We start from the raw sequence: 15,947 nt of genomic DNA, 5'->3' as shown, positions 1-15,947 counted from the left end.
GCCGGTTACCGGGTGTTTGTGTTTGATGTGCGGCCCGGGGTGGCGCAGGCTTTTGCCGAGGGCGGCGGTGTCGCCTGCGCCTCGCTGGCCGAGCTGGCGGCGGCTTGCGACGTGGTCGTGTCGGTGGTGGTCAATGCGGCGCAGACCGAGTCGGTGTTGTATGGCCCCGATGGTTGTGCGGCGGCCATGAAGCCCGGCAGCGTGTTTGTGATGTGCTCCACGGTGGACGCGAACTGGTCCATGGCCCAGGAAAAACGCCTGGCCGAACTCGGCCTGCTGTACATCGACGCCCCGATTTCCGGCGGCGCCGCCAAGGCCGCCAGCGGCGAGATGACCATCATGAGCGCCGGTGTGCCGGCCGCGTATGCCAGGGCCGAACCCGTGCTCAACGCGATGGCCGCCAAGGTCTACAAGCTCGGTGACGCGGCCGGTGCCGGCAGCAAGGTCAAGATCATCAACCAGTTGCTGGCGGGTGTGCACATCGCCGCGGCTGCCGAAGCGATGGCGCTGGGTCTGCGCGAAGGGGTGGATCCGGCCGCGCTCTACGAGGTGATCACGCACAGCGCGGGCAACAGCTGGATGTTCGAGAACCGCATGGCCCACGTGTTGGCGGCCGACTACACGCCGCTGTCGGCGGTGGACATCTTCGTGAAAGACCTCGGCATCGTGCTCGACATGGCGCGCGCCAGCAAATTCCCGCTGCCGCTGTCCTCCACCGCGCACCAGATGTTCATGCAGGCCTCGACGGCCGGTTTTGCGAAAGAGGACGACAGCGCGGTGATCAAGATTTTTCCGGGCATTGAACTGCCGAAAAAGCCATGAACAAGATCAGCCTCGGATGTATTGCTGACGATTTCACCGGCGCGACGGATCTGGCCAACAATCTGGTGCGTGCCGGCATGCGGGTGGTCCAAACCATAGGTGTGCCATCCGGACCACTGGGCGCCGAAGTCGATGCCGTGGTGGTCGCACTCAAATCACGCACCGTGCCGCCTGACCAGGCCGTGGCCGAATCGCTGGCTGCCCTGGCCTGGCTGCAGGCCCAGGGCGCGCAGCAGATCTATTTCAAGTACTGCTCGACCTTCGACAGCACGGCCCGCGGCAACATCGGCCCGGTGACCGAGGCGCTGATGGACGCGCTGCAGACGGACTTCACGATCGCCACGCCGGCCTTCCCCGACAACCAGCGCACGGTGTTCAAGGGTTACCTGTTTGTCGGCGATGTGCTGCTTTCCGAAAGCGGCATGCAGAACCACCCGCTGACGCCGATGACGGACGCGAACCTGGTGCGGGTGCTGCAGTCGCAGACGAAGCGGCGTGTCGGCCTGATAGCCCACACGGTGGTGGCGCGCGGCGCGGCGGCGGTGCGCGAGCGCATGGCGCAACTGCAGGCAGAAGGTGTGGGCGTGGCCATCGTGGACGCGGTCTCCAACGAGGACCTGCTGCGCCTGGGCCCGGCACTCCAGGACATGCCCCTGGTCACGGCCGGTTCCGGCGTGGCCATCGGCCTGCCGGCCAACTTCGGCATCACGCCTTCGGATCAGGCCAGCCGCTTGCCGGCCGCCCGCGGCCTGCAGGCAGTGGTGTCGGGCAGCTGCTCGCTGGCAACCAACCGGCAGGTGCTGGACTTCATGAAGCAGGGCCATCCGGCGCTGGCGATCGACCCACTGCGCATCGCCTCGGGTGCGGATGTGGCGGCCGAGGTGCTGGCCTGGGCCCAGCCTTTGCTGGCGCAGGGGCCCGTGCTGGTGTATTCCACCGCCGACAGCGGCGACGTGAAGGCGGTGCAGGGCCGGCTCGGGGTGGCAGAAGCCGGCGCGATGGTCGAAGACACGCTGGCCGCGGTGGCGCGCGGCCTGGTTCAGCTGGGCGTGCGGCAACTGGTGGTGGCCGGCGGCGAAACCTCGGGTGCCTGCGTGCAGGCGCTGGGCATCACGCAGATGCAGATCGGCCCGCAGATCGACCCGGGTGTGCCCTGGTGTCATGCCCTGTGCGACCTTGCTCCTCTGGAAGGCCTGCACCTGACGCTGAAGTCGGGCAACTTCGGCACCGACGATTTCTTTACCAAAGCCTTTACGATGCTCGCATGACCGCACTCACCGAAAACCAGGCCCGGGAAGAGATCTGCCGCGTTGGCAAAAGCCTGTTCGACCGCGGTTATGTGCATGCGACCGCCGGCAACATCAGCGTTCGGCTCGACGCCTCGGTGGGCGGTGGTTTCCTGATCACGCCGACCGATGCCTGCCTGGGTTTTCTGGACCCGGCGCGGCTGGCCCGGCTCGACGCTTATGCGAAGCAGCTCAGCGGCGACACGGCGAGCAAGACCATCGCGCTGCACGCCGGCATTTACGCGGCAGCCTCCGAATTTGACCCGGCGACGCGGTGCGTGATCCACACCCACAGCACCCACTGCGTGGCGCTGAGCCTGCGTGCCACCGGCGAGGAGTTGCTGCCGGCGCTCACGCCTTATTTCGTCATGAAGGTTGGCCATGTGCCGGTCATCAACTACCACCGCCCGGGCGACCCGGCGGCGGCGGCGCTGGTGGCGCAGGCCATCACGCGTTACGGCCGGCAGGGCACGCCGCTACGCGCGGTGATGCTGGCGCGGCTGGGGCCCAATGTCTGGCACCAGAGTCCGGCCGCGGCCATGGCTGTGCTGGAAGAGCTTGAGGAAACCGCCCGGCTGCTGTGCCTGGAAGGCGCCCCGGTCCAGCCTTTGACCACTGCGCAGATCGACGAGCTGCGCCAGACCTTCGGCGCCCGCTGGTAAGCTTTTTTAGAGTCGAATCGGCCTGCAGCCATTTGTTTACAAGCGCTAGCAGCTATCTATTTCATAGTATTTCAAAAACACCACCATGCCTAAATTCGCCGCCAACCTGTCCATGATGTACCCCGAGTTGCCGTTTCTGGACCGCTTCGAGGCGGCCGCGAAAGACGGTTTCAAGGCGGTGGAGTTTCTTTTTCCTTATGCCTTCAGCAAGGATGAACTGGCCGCGCGCCTGAAGGGCAACGGCCTGCAGCAGGTGCTGTTCAACGCGCCGCCGGGCGGAACCGATGCGGCGTCCATTGCCCGGGCCTGGGACCAGGCCGGTGACAAGGGCACGGCCGCCGTGCCGGGCCGCGAGGCGGAGTTCCGCGCCGGTGTGCTGCTGGCCCTGGCCTATGCCGAGGCGCTGGATTGCCCGCGTATTCACCTCATGGCCGGTCTGGTTGACGCGGGGCAGGAGCGCGAGGACGTGCGGCCGGTCTATGTGGCCAACCTGCGCTGGGCGGCGGCCGAGGCGGCGAAACACGGGCGGGATGTCCTGATCGAGCCGATCAACACGCGCGATGTGCCGCGTTTTTTTCTGAACCGGCAGGACCATGCGCACGAGATCGTGACCGAGGTCGGCGCGTCCAACCTCAAGGTGCAGATGGACCTGTACCACTGCCAGATCGTCGAGGGGGATGTGGCGACCAAGATTCGCCACTACCTGCCGACCGGAGCCGTCGGCCATTTTCAGATTGCCGGTGTGCCCGAGCGGCACGAGCCCGACATCGGGGAGCTCAACTACCCGTACCTGTTCAGTGTGATCGACGAGGTGTCCGCGGCCTGCGGCTGGGATGGCTGGATCGGCTGCGAATACAGGCCGAAAAAGGGCGGGCAGCCCGGCGGCACGTCGGCAGGCCTCGGCTGGCTGCCACGCTGACCGTCACCTGCACCCGCTGATTCGTTAAAAACGGATGCCGGCAGGATTGCTCGGCGCGGGTGTCACCGGGGTGGAGGGCGCGGCCGGCGTGCCGGGCCGCGCTGCCGCGGTGGTGGCCGGTGCGGGGGTCGGCGCCACCGTCACCAGGGGGGTGGCCGGGGGCTGGCGGTAGCTGGCCGGCAGCACCGACGATTTCGGGTAACCCGCTGCGTCGAGGAACTGTGTCCATTCCGCATCCGAGAAACCCTTGAGTTGCTGGCTGCCTATGGTCAGAAAAGGCAGGGAGTTGTCGCCGCTCAGGCGCTGCAACGCCTGCGCGTCTTCGTTGGTCGAGACGGTTTTTTCGGTGAAGGGAACACCGCGCGTGGTCAGCAGGGAACGGGCCGAGGCGCAGGGACCGCAGTTCTCGCCCGAATACAGCGTGACCGGGTACTGGCCAGCGACCTTGCGCAGCTCAAAGGGCAGCGAGGCCGTGGCGATGCCGCGGGCACCATCGGCGCCGGCCGCCGTCACTTTGGCATTGCTTGCGGCTGGGGGCGGCTTGTCGGAAAAGGTGACCTTGCCGTCCGGGCCGACGATGCGGTAGACGGGCTGGGCCTGGGTAAGAGAAGAAAATGTGCCCGCAGCCAGCGTCAATACTGCGCTAAATGCTGCAAATTTGATAGCGTTCGAGGTCATGCATCACTCCGTTTGAGGTCACTCACGCCATGCCCTGGTGCCGCAACAACGCGTCGATGGAAGGCTCGCGGCCACGGAAGGCCTTGAACGATTCCATCGCCGGGCGGCTGCCACCGGCCTCCAGAATGGCCTGGCGGTATTTTCTGCCAGTTTCCAGATTAACGGGGCTGGACCCGGCATCGGCGTCAGTGTTTCTACCTGCAGGTGTGGCGCTTTGTGCACTTTCCTCAAAGGCCGCATAGGCGTCTGCCGAGAGGACTTCAGCCCATTTGTAGCTGTAATAGCCAGCCGCATACCCACCGGAAAAAATGTGACTGAATGTATGCGCGGTGCGGCTGTAGGGCGGCGGGGTGATCACCGCGAATTCGTCGCGCACGCCGGCCAGCAGCGCCATCACGTCGCCGCCAGGTTGCCACTCGGTGTGCAGCAACATGTCGAACAGCGAAAACTCGATCTGGCGCAGGGTCTGCATGCCGCTCTGGAAGTTCTTGGCGGCCAGCATCCGGTCGAACAGGGCGCGCGGCAGCGGCTCGCCGGTGTCCACATGGGCGGTCATGTGTTTGAGCACCTCCCACTCCCAGCAGAAGTTTTCCATGAACTGGCTGGGCAGCTCGACCGCGTCCCATTCGACACCGCTGATGCCGGAGACATCGTGCTCGTTGACCTGGGTCAGCATGTGGTGCAGGCCGTGCCCGAACTCGTGGAACAGCGTGGTCACGTCGTCATGCGTCAGCAGGGCCGGCTTGCCGCCCACGCCATCGGCAAAGTTGCAGACCAGGTGCGCCACCGGCGTTTGCAGGGTGCCGGTGTCGGGGCGCAGCCAGCGCGCGCGCACATCGTCCATCCAGGCGCCGCCGCGTTTGCCGGTGCGCGCCGGGCGGTCCAGGTAGAACTGTCCCACCAGTTCGCCGTTGCGCTCGATGCGGTAGAACTCGACGCCGGGCTTCCAGACCGGCGCCGTGTCCGGGCGAATCGCCACTTCAAACAGGGTCTCAACAATCCGGAACAGGCCGGCCAGCACCTTGGGTGCGGTGAAGTACTGCTTGACTTCCTGCTCGCTGAAGGCATAACGCGCCTCCTTGAGCTTTTCGGCGATCCAGGTGAAGTCCCAGGGCTGCGGGTCGTCCAGGCCCAGCTTTTCCGCGGCAAAGGTGCGCAGGTCGGACACGTCCTTGAGGCCATAGGGTTTGGCGCGCTGACCCAGATCGCGCAGGAAGTCGATCACCTGTGCGGGCGAGTCGGCCATCTTGGGAACCACCGACACCTCGCCGAAATTGCGGTAACCGAGCAATTGCGCCTCCTCGAGTCGCAAGGCGAGGATTTCCTGCATCACGGCGCTGTTGTCGAAGCGGCTGAATTCCGCCGGCGACTGGTCGCTGGCGCGGGTGCTGTAGGCCTTGTACAGCGTTTCGCGCAGGGCGGAGCTGTCGGCAAACTGCATGACGGGCAGGTAGCAGGGCATCTTCAGCGTGAGCTTGTAGCCTTCCTTGCCCTCGGCTTCGGCCTGCGCGCGGGCCGTCTGGACCACGTCGGCCGGCACACCGGCGAGTTCGTCTTCGCGTGCGTAGTAGGCATAAGCCTCTGTGGCGTCGAGCGCGTTTTCGCTGAATTTCTGGCTCAGTTCGGCCTGGCGCTCCTGGATGGCGGCAAACCGGTCCTTGGCTGCTCCCAGCAGTTCGGCGCCCGACAGCACGAAGTTGCGCACGGCATTCTTGTGCGCCTGGCGCTGTTCGGGGTTCAGCGACGCCACATCGATGGCCTTGTATTTGGCGTACAGCCGTTCGTCGGCGCCCAGGCGGGTCCAGAACTCGGTGACACGCGGCAGGGCGGCGTTGTAGGCGGCGCGCAGTTCGGGCGTGTCCGCCACGCTGTTGAGGTGGCTGACCGCACCCCAGGCACGGCCCAGGTTTTCGGTGGCCACGTCCAGCACGCTGGCAATGTCACTCCAGCGCGCCGGAAACTCGGGTGCGGTGACGCGTTCGAGCGCGGTTTCGGCCTGTGCCAGCAACACGTCAACCGCCGGGCCCACATGCTCGGGCGCGATGCGGTCAAACAGGGGAAGGCCGGAAAAATCGAGGAGGGGGTTGGAGGCGGTCAATGTGGTCATGTCCATCAGTTGTGGGCGCAGGCACCCGATCTAAAGGGGAAGTGCGGGACAAAAAAGGAAAATGCCGCGCTGGCCAGCCAACTGGCCGACAGCTCACGCCGCCGCCTGCTCAGCCTATTAGCCCTGGGCGCGTTTTTTGGCGCTTTGCTGCTTTTTCGGCTTGGCACGTTTGACGGTGCCGCCCGGCGTCAGGCGCTGGTTGCCCAGCACGCGCAGGGTCTTGACTTCGGGGCGCTGGCCGTAACGCGCGCTGTTCTTCAGCACCTTGACGTCGCGCGGGCCCGGCATGCGGTCCTCGTTGACCTTTTTTTCCTTTTCGGGCATCGGGCGCCACAGCACCAGCAGCTTGCCGATGTGCTGGATGGGGGCCGCGCCGAGTTCGTCGGCCAGGGCCTGGAACATGGCTTCGCGCGCGGGGCGGTCGTCCGACTGCACACGGACCTTGATCAGTCCGTGGGCCTTCAGGGCCAGGTCGATTTCCCTTTTGACAGCGGCTGTCAGGCCGTCCGAGCCGACCATCACGACGGGGTCCAGGTGGTGCGCATCGGCGCGGTGGTCTTTGCGCTGGGCAGGGGTAAGTAGTATTTGAGCCATGCCCCGATTATCCTAGAAGCCGCCGCTGCCGCTGATTTATCGTTGGGGAAACCGCGGCGCCGGAAGGCGGTAAGAGGACAATACGGCCATGAAAGTAAAAACCCAAAGCAAAAAGGTCAACAAAGCGTGGCTGAATGACCACGTCAACGATACCTACGTCAAGCTGGCCAAAAGAGAGGGTTACCGGGCCCGGGCGGCCTACAAGCTCAAGGAAATCGATGACATGCTGGGCCTGATCAAGCCCGGCTACTGTGTGGTGGACCTGGGCAGCGTGCCCGGCGCCTGGAGCCAGTATGCGCGCCGCAAGCTCTCGCCATCGGGCGCGGCGGCCGGGGAACTCAACGGGCGCATCATCGCGCTGGACATCCTGCCGATGGATCCGGTCGAGGGGGTGGTGTTCATCCAGGGGGACTTCCGGGAGCCGGAGGTGCTACAGATTCTGGAGCAGACTTTGGCCGCCGACAAAGGCTTTACCAAGGTGGATGTGGTGATTTCCGACATGGCGCCGAATCTGTCGGGCATTGAATCAGCCGACGCCGCCCGCATCGCCCACTTGGTGGAGCTGGCGGTGGATTTTTCCGTGCAACACCTCAAACCCGAGGGTGCGCTGGTCGTCAAGCTGTTCCATGGCGGGGCCTACAGCCCGCTGGTCAAGCTGTTCAAGGAGACCTTCAAGGTGGTCAAGCCGATCAAGCCCAAGGCCTCGCGCTCGGAGTCGTCGGAAACCTTTCTGGTTGGCATGGGTCTGAAAAACAAGCCGCTTCAGACGGCCTGAGCTTGCTGAAACGCAATAAATACCGCAATCCCGCTTCAAACCAAGGGATGTCCCGGCCTTGTTATGAGGCTTTTGCCCTTGAAACGCCTAAAATCAGGCGCATGTGCCTTGTGTTCCTCTATCGGAGACATCCTTGAACAATCAGTGGTTTTCAAAAATTGCAATCTGGCTGGTGATCGCCATGGTGCTGTTCACCGTTTTCAAGCAATTTGATACACGCGGTGGCGCCGGTACGAATTACCTTGGCTATTCGGAGTTCCTTGACGAGGTCAAGGGCAAACGCATCAAGTCCGCGACCATCGCGGAAGGTCAGGGCGGCACGGAGATCTCGGCCGTCACGACCGATGACCGCCGCATCCGCACCACGGCCACCTACCTGGACCGCGGTCTGGTCGGCGACCTGATCGCCAATGACGTCAAGTTCGACGTCAAGCCGCGTGAGGAAGGTTCGCTCCTGATGACCCTGCTGGTCAGCTGGGGTCCGATGCTGCTGCTGATCGGCGTCTGGATCTATTTCATGCGGCAAATGCAGGGCGGCGGCAAGGGCGGGGCGTTCAGCTTCGGCAAATCCAAGGCCCGCATGCTCGACGAGTCCACCAACACCGTGACCTTTGCCGACGTGGCGGGCTGCGACGAGGCCAAGGAAGAGGTCAAGGAAGTCGTCGACTTTCTGAAAGACCCGCAGAAATTCCAGAAGCTGGGCGGACGCATTCCGCGCGGCCTGTTGCTGGTCGGCCCTCCGGGCACCGGCAAGACCCTGCTCGCCAAAGGCATTGCCGGCGAAGCCAAGGTCCCGTTCTTCTCGATTTCCGGTTCTGACTTCGTCGAGATGTTTGTCGGTGTGGGCGCGGCCCGTGTGCGCGACATGTTCGACAACGCCAAGAAAAACGCACCCTGCATCATCTTCATCGACGAGATCGACGCCGTGGGCCGCCAGCGTGGCGCAGGCCTGGGCGGTGGCAACGACGAGCGTGAACAGACCCTGAACCAGATGCTGGTCGAGATGGACGGCTTTGAGACCAATGTCGGCGTGATTGTGGTGGCTGCGACCAACCGCCCCGACATCCTGGATGCCGCCTTGCTGCGTCCCGGCCGTTTTGACCGCCAGGTCTATGTGACGCTGCCCGACATCCGTGGCCGCGAGCAGATCCTCAATGTGCACATGCGCAAGGTCCCGCTCGGCCAGGACGTCAACGCCAGCGTGATCGCCCGCGGCACTCCCGGCATGTCCGGCGCCGACCTGGCCAACCTCTGCAACGAAGCCGCCCTGATGGCCGCACGCCGCAATGCGCGCACCGTCGAAATGCAGGACTTCGAAAAAGCCAAGGACAAGATCCTGATGGGCCCCGAGCGCAAGAGCATGGTCATGCCCGAGTCGGAGCGCCGCAACACGGCCTACCACGAGTCCGGCCACGCCTTGCTTGGCAAGATGCTGCCCAAGTGCGACCCGGTGCACAAGGTCACCATCATTCCGCGTGGCCGCGCGCTGGGCGTCACCATGAGCCTGCCGGCCCAGGACCGCTACAGCTACGATCGCGAGTACATGCTCAGCCAGATCAGCATGTTGTTCGGCGGGCGTATCGCCGAAGAAGTCTTCATGAACCAGATGACGACCGGCGCCAGCAACGACTTCGAACGCGCCACGGCGCTGGCCAGGGACATGGTCACGCGTTACGGCATGAGCGAGGCGCTGGGCCCCATGGTCTACGCCGAGAACGAGGGCGAAGTGTTCCTCGGACGTTCGGTCACCAAGACCAACAACATGAGCGAATCGACCCTGAAAAAGGTCGACGACGAGGTGCGCCGCATCATCGACCAGCAGTACGCCCAGGCACGCAAGCTGATCGAGGACAACCAGGACAAGATTCACGCGATGGCCAAGGCCCTGCTGGAGTGGGAAACCATCGACGTCGAGCAGCTCGACGACATCATGGCCGGCAAGGAGCCGCGTCCTCCGAAAGACTGGACACCGCGCAACCCGTCGGTGGGCGGCAGCGGCGGTCCCAGCGGTGGCACACCGGCGGTCACGACCGACCCGGCACCCACGGTGGCTTGAGCGCCGCCATCCACATGACAACCGGGGCACGTCCCCGGTTTTTCTTTGGCTCGACAAGACCCCATGATCTGGCAAACCTCGCGCTTTCACATCAACCTTGACCAGCCCCGCGTGATGGGCATCGTCAACGTCACGCCGGATTCGTTCTCGGACGGCGGCAAATACTTCTCGGCGGGCGGTGCACAGCCCGCCGCGTTTGCGCATTGCGAGCAGCTGGTCAAGGACGGCGCCGACATGCTGGACATCGGCGGAGAGTCCACCCGTCCCGGCGCGCCGCCTGTGCCGCTCGACGAAGAGCTGGCTCGTGTGCTGCCAGTCGTGCGCCATGCGGTGACCCTGGGCGTGCCGGTGTCGGTGGACACCTACAAGCCGGAAGTGATGGCCGCCGTGCTGGACCTGGGGGCTGACATCATCAACGACATCTGGGCGCTGCGCCAGCCCGGCGCAGCCGCCGTCGTGGCTGCGCATCCCGCGTGTGGCGTGTGCCTGATGCACATGCACCGTGAGCCGCAGACCATGCAGGCCGCGCCCATGGACGGCGACGTGGTGCCGCAGGTGCTGGCTTTTCTGCAGCAGGCTGCGACTGAGCTGCGCGCGCTGGGCGTCGCTGCCGGGCGCATCGTGCTGGACCCGGGTATCGGTTTCGGCAAGACGGTGGCGCAGAATTTCGCCTTGCTGGCGCGCCAGCGCGAGCTGCTGGCGGCCGGTTATCCGTTGCTGGCCGGCTGGTCGCGCAAGTCCTCGCTGGCCGCTGTGAGTAGCAGCTCGCTGGCCCAGGTGGCCCAGCTCGACATCATCGACCGCATGGTGCCCAGCGTCACCGCCGCCGTGCTGGCCGTGGACCGCGGCGCCCGGGTGGTGCGTGTGCACGATGTACGCGAAACCGTGCAGGCCCTGAAGGTTTGGCTGGCTGCCACGGCGCCGGAGCCTACAAGCGGGCAGGTCGGCGCACCTTAGAATTTCCGCTGGCATTGAAATCGATGCCATCACAACCAGAGACAAACAGCAATGAGCAGAAAATACTTCGGCACCGATGGCATTCGCGGCACCGTGGGCCAGGCGCCCATCACTCCCGATTTTGTGCTGCGCCTGGCGCATGCGGTCGGCCGCGTGCTGAAAAAGACCGAGGCCCGGCCCACCGTGCTGATTGGCAAGGACACCCGCATTTCCGGCTACATGCTCGAGAGTGCGCTGGAGTCGGGCTTCAATTCCGCCGGGGTCGATGTGGTGCTGCTCGGGCCCTTGCCGACGCCGGGCGTGGCCTACCTCACGCGCACGCAGCGTGCCAGCCTGGGCGTGGTCATCAGTGCCAGCCACAACGCCTTTCCCGATAACGGCATCAAGTTTTTCAGCGCCCAGGGCGCCAAGCTGCCGGACGACTGGGAGCAGGAAGTCGAAGCCGTGGTGGAGCAGGCTCCGGTGTGGGCGGACTCGCCCAACCTCGGCAAGACGCGCCGGCTCGACGACGCTGCCGGCCGCTACATCGAGTTCTGCAAAAGCACTTTCGCCCATGACCTGACGCTCAAGGGCATGAAGATCGTCGTGGATGCGGCGCACGGTGCGGCCTACCATATTGCACCGGAAGTTTTTCATGAACTGGGGGCCGAGGTGATTGCCATCGGATGTTCGCCCGACGGAATGAACATCAACCACGAGGTTGGCGCGACCCACCCCGAGGCCCTGATGAAGGCCGTCAAGGCTTATGGGGCGGATTACGGCGTGGCGCTGGACGGCGACGCCGACCGGCTGCAGCTGGTGGACGCCCAGGGCCGCCTTTTCAATGGCGACGAAGTGCTCTACCTGATGGTGGCCGAACGCCTGGCGCGCGGCGAAAAAGTGCCAGGCGCGGTCGGCACCCTGATGACCAACATGGCCGTCGAAGTGGCGCTGAAGGCCCGGGGCGTCGAGTTTGTGCGCGCCAAGGTCGGTGACCGCTACGTGCTGGAAGAACTGGAAAAACACGGCTGGTTGCTCGGCGGCGAAGGCTCCGGCCACCTGCTGGCGCTGGACAAGCACAGCACCGGCGACGGCCTGATCAGCGCGCTGCAGGTCTTGCAGGCCTGTGTGCGCAGCGGCAAAAGCCTGGCGCAACTGCTGACCGACGTCACGCTGTTTCCCCAGACCCTGATCAACGTGCGCTTGCAGCCCGGGCAGGACTGGAAAAGCAGCGCGGCCCTGGCCGACATGAGCCGCAGCGTCGAAGCCGAGCTTGGTGACAGCGGCCGGCTGCTGATCCGTGCCAGCGGCACCGAGCCACTGCTGCGCGTCATGGTGGAGGCGCGCGATGCCGCGCAAGCCCTGGCCTGTGCCGAGCGGGTGGCGGACACGGTCAGGGCCAGCTGAAATAATGGCGGCTGCTGCCGGTATGGCCACGGTGCTTGCAGTTCACCGCAGCCGCAGCCACGATTTCAGCAAGTTTCCAGAAGCCGCCGTCCAACTCCTGGCTGGCTTGGGTGTGGAAGGTGATGCCCATGCGGGTGTGACCGTGCAGCACCGCTCGCGCGTCGCGCGTGACCCGAGCCAGCCCAATTTGCGGCAGGTGCATTTGCTTCACGCCGAACTGTTCGAGGAACTGAGGGCCGTTGGTTTTACCGTGTGCCCCGGCGACCTCGGCGAAAACCTCACCACGCGCGGTGTGGACCTGCTTGCCTTGCCGGCGGGAACGCTGCTTCATCTGGGCCGCGAGGCGTTGGTGGAAATCACCGGGCTGCGCAACCCCTGCAGCCAGATTGACCGCTTTCAGCAGGGCTTGATGGCTGCCGTGCTGGACCGTGACGGCGCCGGCCAACTCATACGCAAGGCCGGGGTGATGGGTGTGGTGCTGGCCGGCGGAGAGGTCCGCGCGGGTGATGCCATCCGCATCGCGCTGCCGCCACCGCCGCATCGGCCACTGGCGCCGGTTTAACCAAAATTCATGATCAAACTGGCCGTCAGCCCAATAACCACGGTTATCGGCAGCTATAAAAAGCGTAGTAAAGCGCCTCGTCTGCAGGCGCAGCAATGGAGGGTGTCCAGCGCATGAATTCATGACCTGGATCAAGTTTTTCCGCAGGGGATTTGCGTAAGCTGGCGCATTACCCTGCCGGAGCCATGAACATGCCGAATCTTGAATGGTCTGACGCGCTTGCACTCGACCTGCCCGCGATGGATGACACCCATCGGGAATTTGTCGATCTGCTGGCGCAGGTGGAAAACGCCGCCGACCACGCGCTGCTGGCCCACTGGCGTGTGCTGGTGGACCACACCGATGAACATTTCAGCCGTGAAGACCGCTGGATGCAGGACACGCGGTTTTCATCGTCCAACTGCCACAGCGTGCAGCACAAGGTTGTTCTGCAGGTCATGCGTGAAGGCCTGACCGGCGGCGAAGCCGGCAACCTCACAATGCTGCGCGACATGGCGCGTGAACTTGCGCTCTGGTTTCCCCAGCACGCCCAGACCATGGATGCTGCGCTGGCCCTGCACCTGCGCGGCATCGGGTACGACCCGGTCACCGGCGCGGTGGCCATGCCCGCGGCCTTGCCCCGGGACGTCATTCACGGTTGCGGCGGCGCCAGCTGCACCGACACCCACGCGCCCGCAGCCACCGCGCAGGCGGCATGAGCACGGCGCCTGCCGCTGCGGCCGGCGCCATGGGCGTGCCGCACCACCGCCTGCATGAGGATGTGCAGGCCCTGACCACCGGCACGCTGTTTGTGGCGCTGGGTGTGGTCATGTTCGGTCATGCCGGCCTGCTCACGGGCGGCACGGCCGGCATCGCTTTCCTGATCCACTACGCGACCGGCCTGAGTTTCAGCCTCGCGTTTTTTGTGGTGAACCTGCCCTTTTATGTTTTTGCCTGGCGGCGCATGGGGCTGGCCTTCACCCTCAAGACCTTTGCGGCCGTGGGCCTGCTGTCGCTGTTCACCTGGGTTCTGCCGCAGGGGCTGGCCTTCGGCTACCTGTCACCCGCACTGGCGGCGGTGCTGGGTGGCCTGCTCTGCGGCGCGGGCATGCTCATCGTGTTCCGCCATGGCGCCAGCCTGGGCGGGCTGAACATCGTGGTGCTTTATCTGCAGGATCGCCTGGGCTGGCGCGCCGGCAAGGTGCAGATGGTCATGGACGGCCTGATCGTGCTGGGTGCGCTGTGGGTGACCGACTGGCAACGGGTGGCGCTGTCGGTACTGGGCGCCGTGGTGCTGAACCTGGCCTTGGCCATCAACCACCGGCCCGGCCGCTACATGGCGATGTAGAGGTTTTTCTTCAGGGCCGAAGCTCGGTTGGGGGGGCCTATTTGCCGGCGCGTTTGGCATCCTCATCCATCTTGCCCATGAACAGCATGAAGAAAAACACGCCCATGCCAATCATGAAGGTGATGCCGATCACGGTCATGATGCCGTAGTCGGTGGAAAACAGGTCAGTCAACAGTTTCATGGTGGTCGCTCCTTGGTAGTGCTGCCACTATGGCCTGTCGGCCTGAAACACATACTGACGCAAGTCAACAATGTGTGCCCGAAGCCGTCCTCCAGGCTGGGGACCCGTGTTGAAATTTACAAGATTCAGGCCTGTAGCCCAATGAATATGTGCGCTGGGTGCTCCTGAAAACGAAGCATGGCCGGATCGCTCAGGGCGACGGCTCCGCCTGCCAGCCACCACCGAGCGACTGGATCAGCGCCACCGCCGTGGTCTGGCGGTCCGCCATGGCCTGCACCAGCGCGCGGCGCGCGCTCAGGGCGGTGGCCTGCGCCGCGATGACTTCGGTGTAGCCGACCTGGCCGCTGCGGTAGCGGTTGAGCACCTGTTGCTCGACCTGGTCGGCCGATGCGGAGGCCTGGCGGCGCAGCTCCTGCTGGGTGAGCAGCACGCGGGTGGCGGCCAGCTGGTCCTCCACATCCTGGAAGGCTGCCAGCACGGTTTGCCGGTAACGCGCCACGGTTTGTGCATGGGCCGCCTCGCTGCCTTCCACGCGGGCGCCGGTGGCCCCGGCATTGAACAGCACCTGCGCGGCCGACAGGCCCAGCGACCAGGCCATGCTGGACGCGCTGAACAGGTCCGCCACGCGGCTGGCGCCCAGGCCATAGGAGGCACTCAGGGACAGCTTGGGGTAATAGGCGCTTTTGGCAATGCCGATCTGCTCGTTGGCGGCCGCCACGCGGCGTTCGGCCGCGGCGATGTCGGGCCGGCGCTGCAGCAGCGTCGATGGCACACCCACCGGAACCTCGGGCACGGAAGGTTTCCACGCCGCACGGGCGAGCGAGAAATTGCCCGGGGCTTCGCCGACCAGCACCGCAATCGCATGCTCGAGCTGCGCGCGCTGGCGCAGCAGGCCGGCATCGTCAGCCTGGGCGTTGGCGAGCTGGGTTTGCGCCTGCAACACATCGGTTTTTCCGACAATGCCAGCGTTGTAGCGGTTCTGCGCAATTTCCAGTGCGCGCCGGTAACCCGCGAGGGTGTCCTCGAGCAGGCCCTTCTGCGCGTCCAGCTGGCGCAGCGAAAAGTAGTTGATGGCCAGTTCGCCTTGCGCCGACAGCTTGGCCGAGGCCAGGTCGGCCGCGCTGGCCTGGGCGCCCGCGCTGGCACCATCGACCGCACGGCCGAGCCGGCCCCAGACGTCGGGCTCCCAGCTGCCGCCTATGCTGAGCTGGTAATTGTTGCCGGTGCGCCCGCCGGAGGTGTTTGTCGTGCCAGTGCTACCGCTACTGTTGCTGCTGTCGCTGCCGGAGCGGGTGGCGCCGCTGCCCAGCGTGACCGCCGGAAAAATGGACGCGCGCTGCTCGCGTACCAGTGCACGGGCCTGCGCGTAGGCGGCGACGGCGGCCGCGACGTTCTGGTTGGACACCTCCACCCGCGCGGCCAACTGGTCGAGCACCGGGTCACCGAACAGCGACCACCAGGGGCCGCGTTCCAGCGCATCGGCCGGTGCGGCGGGCACCCAGCCTTCGGCTTCCCTGTAGCTGCTGACCTCAGGCGTGAGCGGCCGCTGGTAGGTGGGGCCGACGGCACAGCCGCCGAGCAGCACGGCAAGCGCCGCGGCAATGGGGTAAAGAGTGAATCTGGATCGCATGGCGG

The 15,947-nt window shown here is 65.2% G+C and carries 16 protein-coding genes; 11 read left to right on the top strand and 5 right to left on the bottom strand.

Features of this window, described 5'->3' with window-relative positions:
- The 4 genes from ltnD to otnI all read left to right on the top strand — a co-directional run.
- On the top strand, positions 1 to 822 hold an 822-nt coding region (gene ltnD / locus AAG813_RS18025), incomplete at its 5' end, for an L-threonate dehydrogenase (RefSeq protein ID WP_341917268.1).
- Complete coding sequence (gene otnK, locus AAG813_RS18020; protein ID WP_341917267.1) at positions 819 to 2,090, top strand: 3-oxo-tetronate kinase; 1,272 nt, start codon at positions 819 to 821, stop codon at positions 2,088 to 2,090. The genes ltnD and otnK, both read left to right, overlap by 4 nt.
- Positions 2,087 to 2,770, top strand: coding sequence for an aldolase (locus AAG813_RS18015; RefSeq protein WP_341917266.1), 684 nt, complete (start codon positions 2,087 to 2,089; stop codon positions 2,768 to 2,770). Before otnK ends, AAG813_RS18015 begins: the two co-directional genes overlap by 4 nt.
- Before the next feature lie 85 nt (positions 2,771 to 2,855).
- Positions 2,856 to 3,689: a 2-oxo-tetronate isomerase gene (gene otnI, locus AAG813_RS18010; protein ID WP_341917265.1), complete on the top strand. Its 834-nt coding sequence runs from the start codon at positions 2,856 to 2,858 to the stop codon at positions 3,687 to 3,689.
- A 24-nt stretch (positions 3,690 to 3,713) separates the two neighbouring features.
- On the opposite strand, the gene AAG813_RS18005 is transcribed toward otnI, so the two are convergent.
- The 3 genes from AAG813_RS18005 to AAG813_RS17995 form a co-directional block, all read right to left on the bottom strand.
- The gene (locus AAG813_RS18005) at positions 3,714 to 4,367 is read right to left on the bottom strand and encodes a glutaredoxin domain-containing protein (RefSeq protein WP_341917264.1); all 654 of its coding nucleotides are present in this window, start codon (positions 4,365 to 4,367) and stop codon (positions 3,714 to 3,716) included.
- Positions 4,368 to 4,389: 22 nt separating this feature from the next.
- Positions 4,390 to 6,474 (bottom strand): M3 family metallopeptidase, encoded by a 2,085-nt coding sequence (locus AAG813_RS18000; RefSeq protein WP_341917262.1) that lies wholly within the window; start codon positions 6,472 to 6,474, stop codon positions 4,390 to 4,392.
- A gap of 117 nt (positions 6,475 to 6,591) precedes the next feature.
- Entirely contained in the window at positions 6,592 to 7,068 is a 477-nt protein-coding gene (locus AAG813_RS17995; RefSeq protein ID WP_293595209.1) for a YhbY family RNA-binding protein, read from the bottom strand.
- Positions 7,069 to 7,156: 88 nt separating this feature from the next.
- Between AAG813_RS17995 and AAG813_RS17990 the strand changes: the two genes are divergently transcribed.
- The 7 genes from AAG813_RS17990 to AAG813_RS17960 all read left to right on the top strand — a co-directional run bounded on the left by AAG813_RS17990 (position 7,157) and on the right by AAG813_RS17960 (position 14,131).
- On the top strand, positions 7,157 to 7,843 hold the full coding sequence (locus AAG813_RS17990; protein WP_341917259.1) for an RlmE family RNA methyltransferase: 687 nt from the start codon (positions 7,157 to 7,159) through the stop codon (positions 7,841 to 7,843).
- A 133-nt stretch (positions 7,844 to 7,976) separates the two neighbouring features.
- Positions 7,977 to 9,899 (top strand): ATP-dependent zinc metalloprotease FtsH, encoded by a 1,923-nt coding sequence (gene ftsH, locus AAG813_RS17985; protein ID WP_341917258.1) that lies wholly within the window; start codon positions 7,977 to 7,979, stop codon positions 9,897 to 9,899.
- 63 nt (positions 9,900 to 9,962) lie between these two features.
- Positions 9,963 to 10,856, top strand: coding sequence for a dihydropteroate synthase (gene folP / locus AAG813_RS17980; protein WP_341917256.1), 894 nt, complete (start codon positions 9,963 to 9,965; stop codon positions 10,854 to 10,856).
- Positions 10,857 to 10,907: 51 nt separating this feature from the next.
- Positions 10,908 to 12,242, top strand: a complete 1,335-nt coding sequence (glmM, locus tag AAG813_RS17975; protein WP_341917254.1) for a phosphoglucosamine mutase — start codon at positions 10,908 to 10,910, stop codon at positions 12,240 to 12,242.
- Positions 12,243 to 12,246: 4 nt separating this feature from the next.
- Positions 12,247 to 12,804: an MOSC domain-containing protein gene (locus AAG813_RS17970; RefSeq protein WP_341917253.1), complete on the top strand. Its 558-nt coding sequence runs from the start codon at positions 12,247 to 12,249 to the stop codon at positions 12,802 to 12,804.
- A 191-nt stretch (positions 12,805 to 12,995) separates the two neighbouring features.
- The gene (locus AAG813_RS17965) at positions 12,996 to 13,502 is read left to right on the top strand and encodes a hemerythrin domain-containing protein (protein WP_341917252.1); all 507 of its coding nucleotides are present in this window, start codon (positions 12,996 to 12,998) and stop codon (positions 13,500 to 13,502) included.
- Entirely contained in the window at positions 13,499 to 14,131 is a 633-nt protein-coding gene (locus AAG813_RS17960) for a YitT family protein (protein WP_341917251.1), read from the top strand. The genes AAG813_RS17965 and AAG813_RS17960 overlap by 4 nt, the downstream gene beginning before the upstream one ends.
- Positions 14,132 to 14,168: 37 nt before the next feature.
- On the opposite strand, the gene AAG813_RS17955 is transcribed toward AAG813_RS17960, so the two are convergent.
- Both AAG813_RS17955 and AAG813_RS17950 read right to left on the bottom strand, forming a co-directional pair.
- Entirely contained in the window at positions 14,169 to 14,312 is a 144-nt protein-coding gene (locus AAG813_RS17955) for a DUF3149 domain-containing protein (protein WP_341917250.1), read from the bottom strand.
- Positions 14,313 to 14,502: 190 nt separating this feature from the next.
- Positions 14,503 to 15,942: an efflux transporter outer membrane subunit gene (locus tag AAG813_RS17950; protein WP_341917248.1), complete on the bottom strand. Its 1,440-nt coding sequence runs from the start codon at positions 15,940 to 15,942 to the stop codon at positions 14,503 to 14,505.
- Between the last annotated feature and the right edge of the window lie 5 nt (positions 15,943 to 15,947).

The organism is Polaromonas sp. YR568 (assembly GCF_943371715.1).
Taxonomy (GTDB): Bacteria; Pseudomonadota; Gammaproteobacteria; order Burkholderiales; family Burkholderiaceae_C; genus Polaromonas.
The sequence above is the reverse complement of the archived record's forward strand: the minus strand, read 5'-3'. Positions and strand labels throughout refer to the sequence as shown.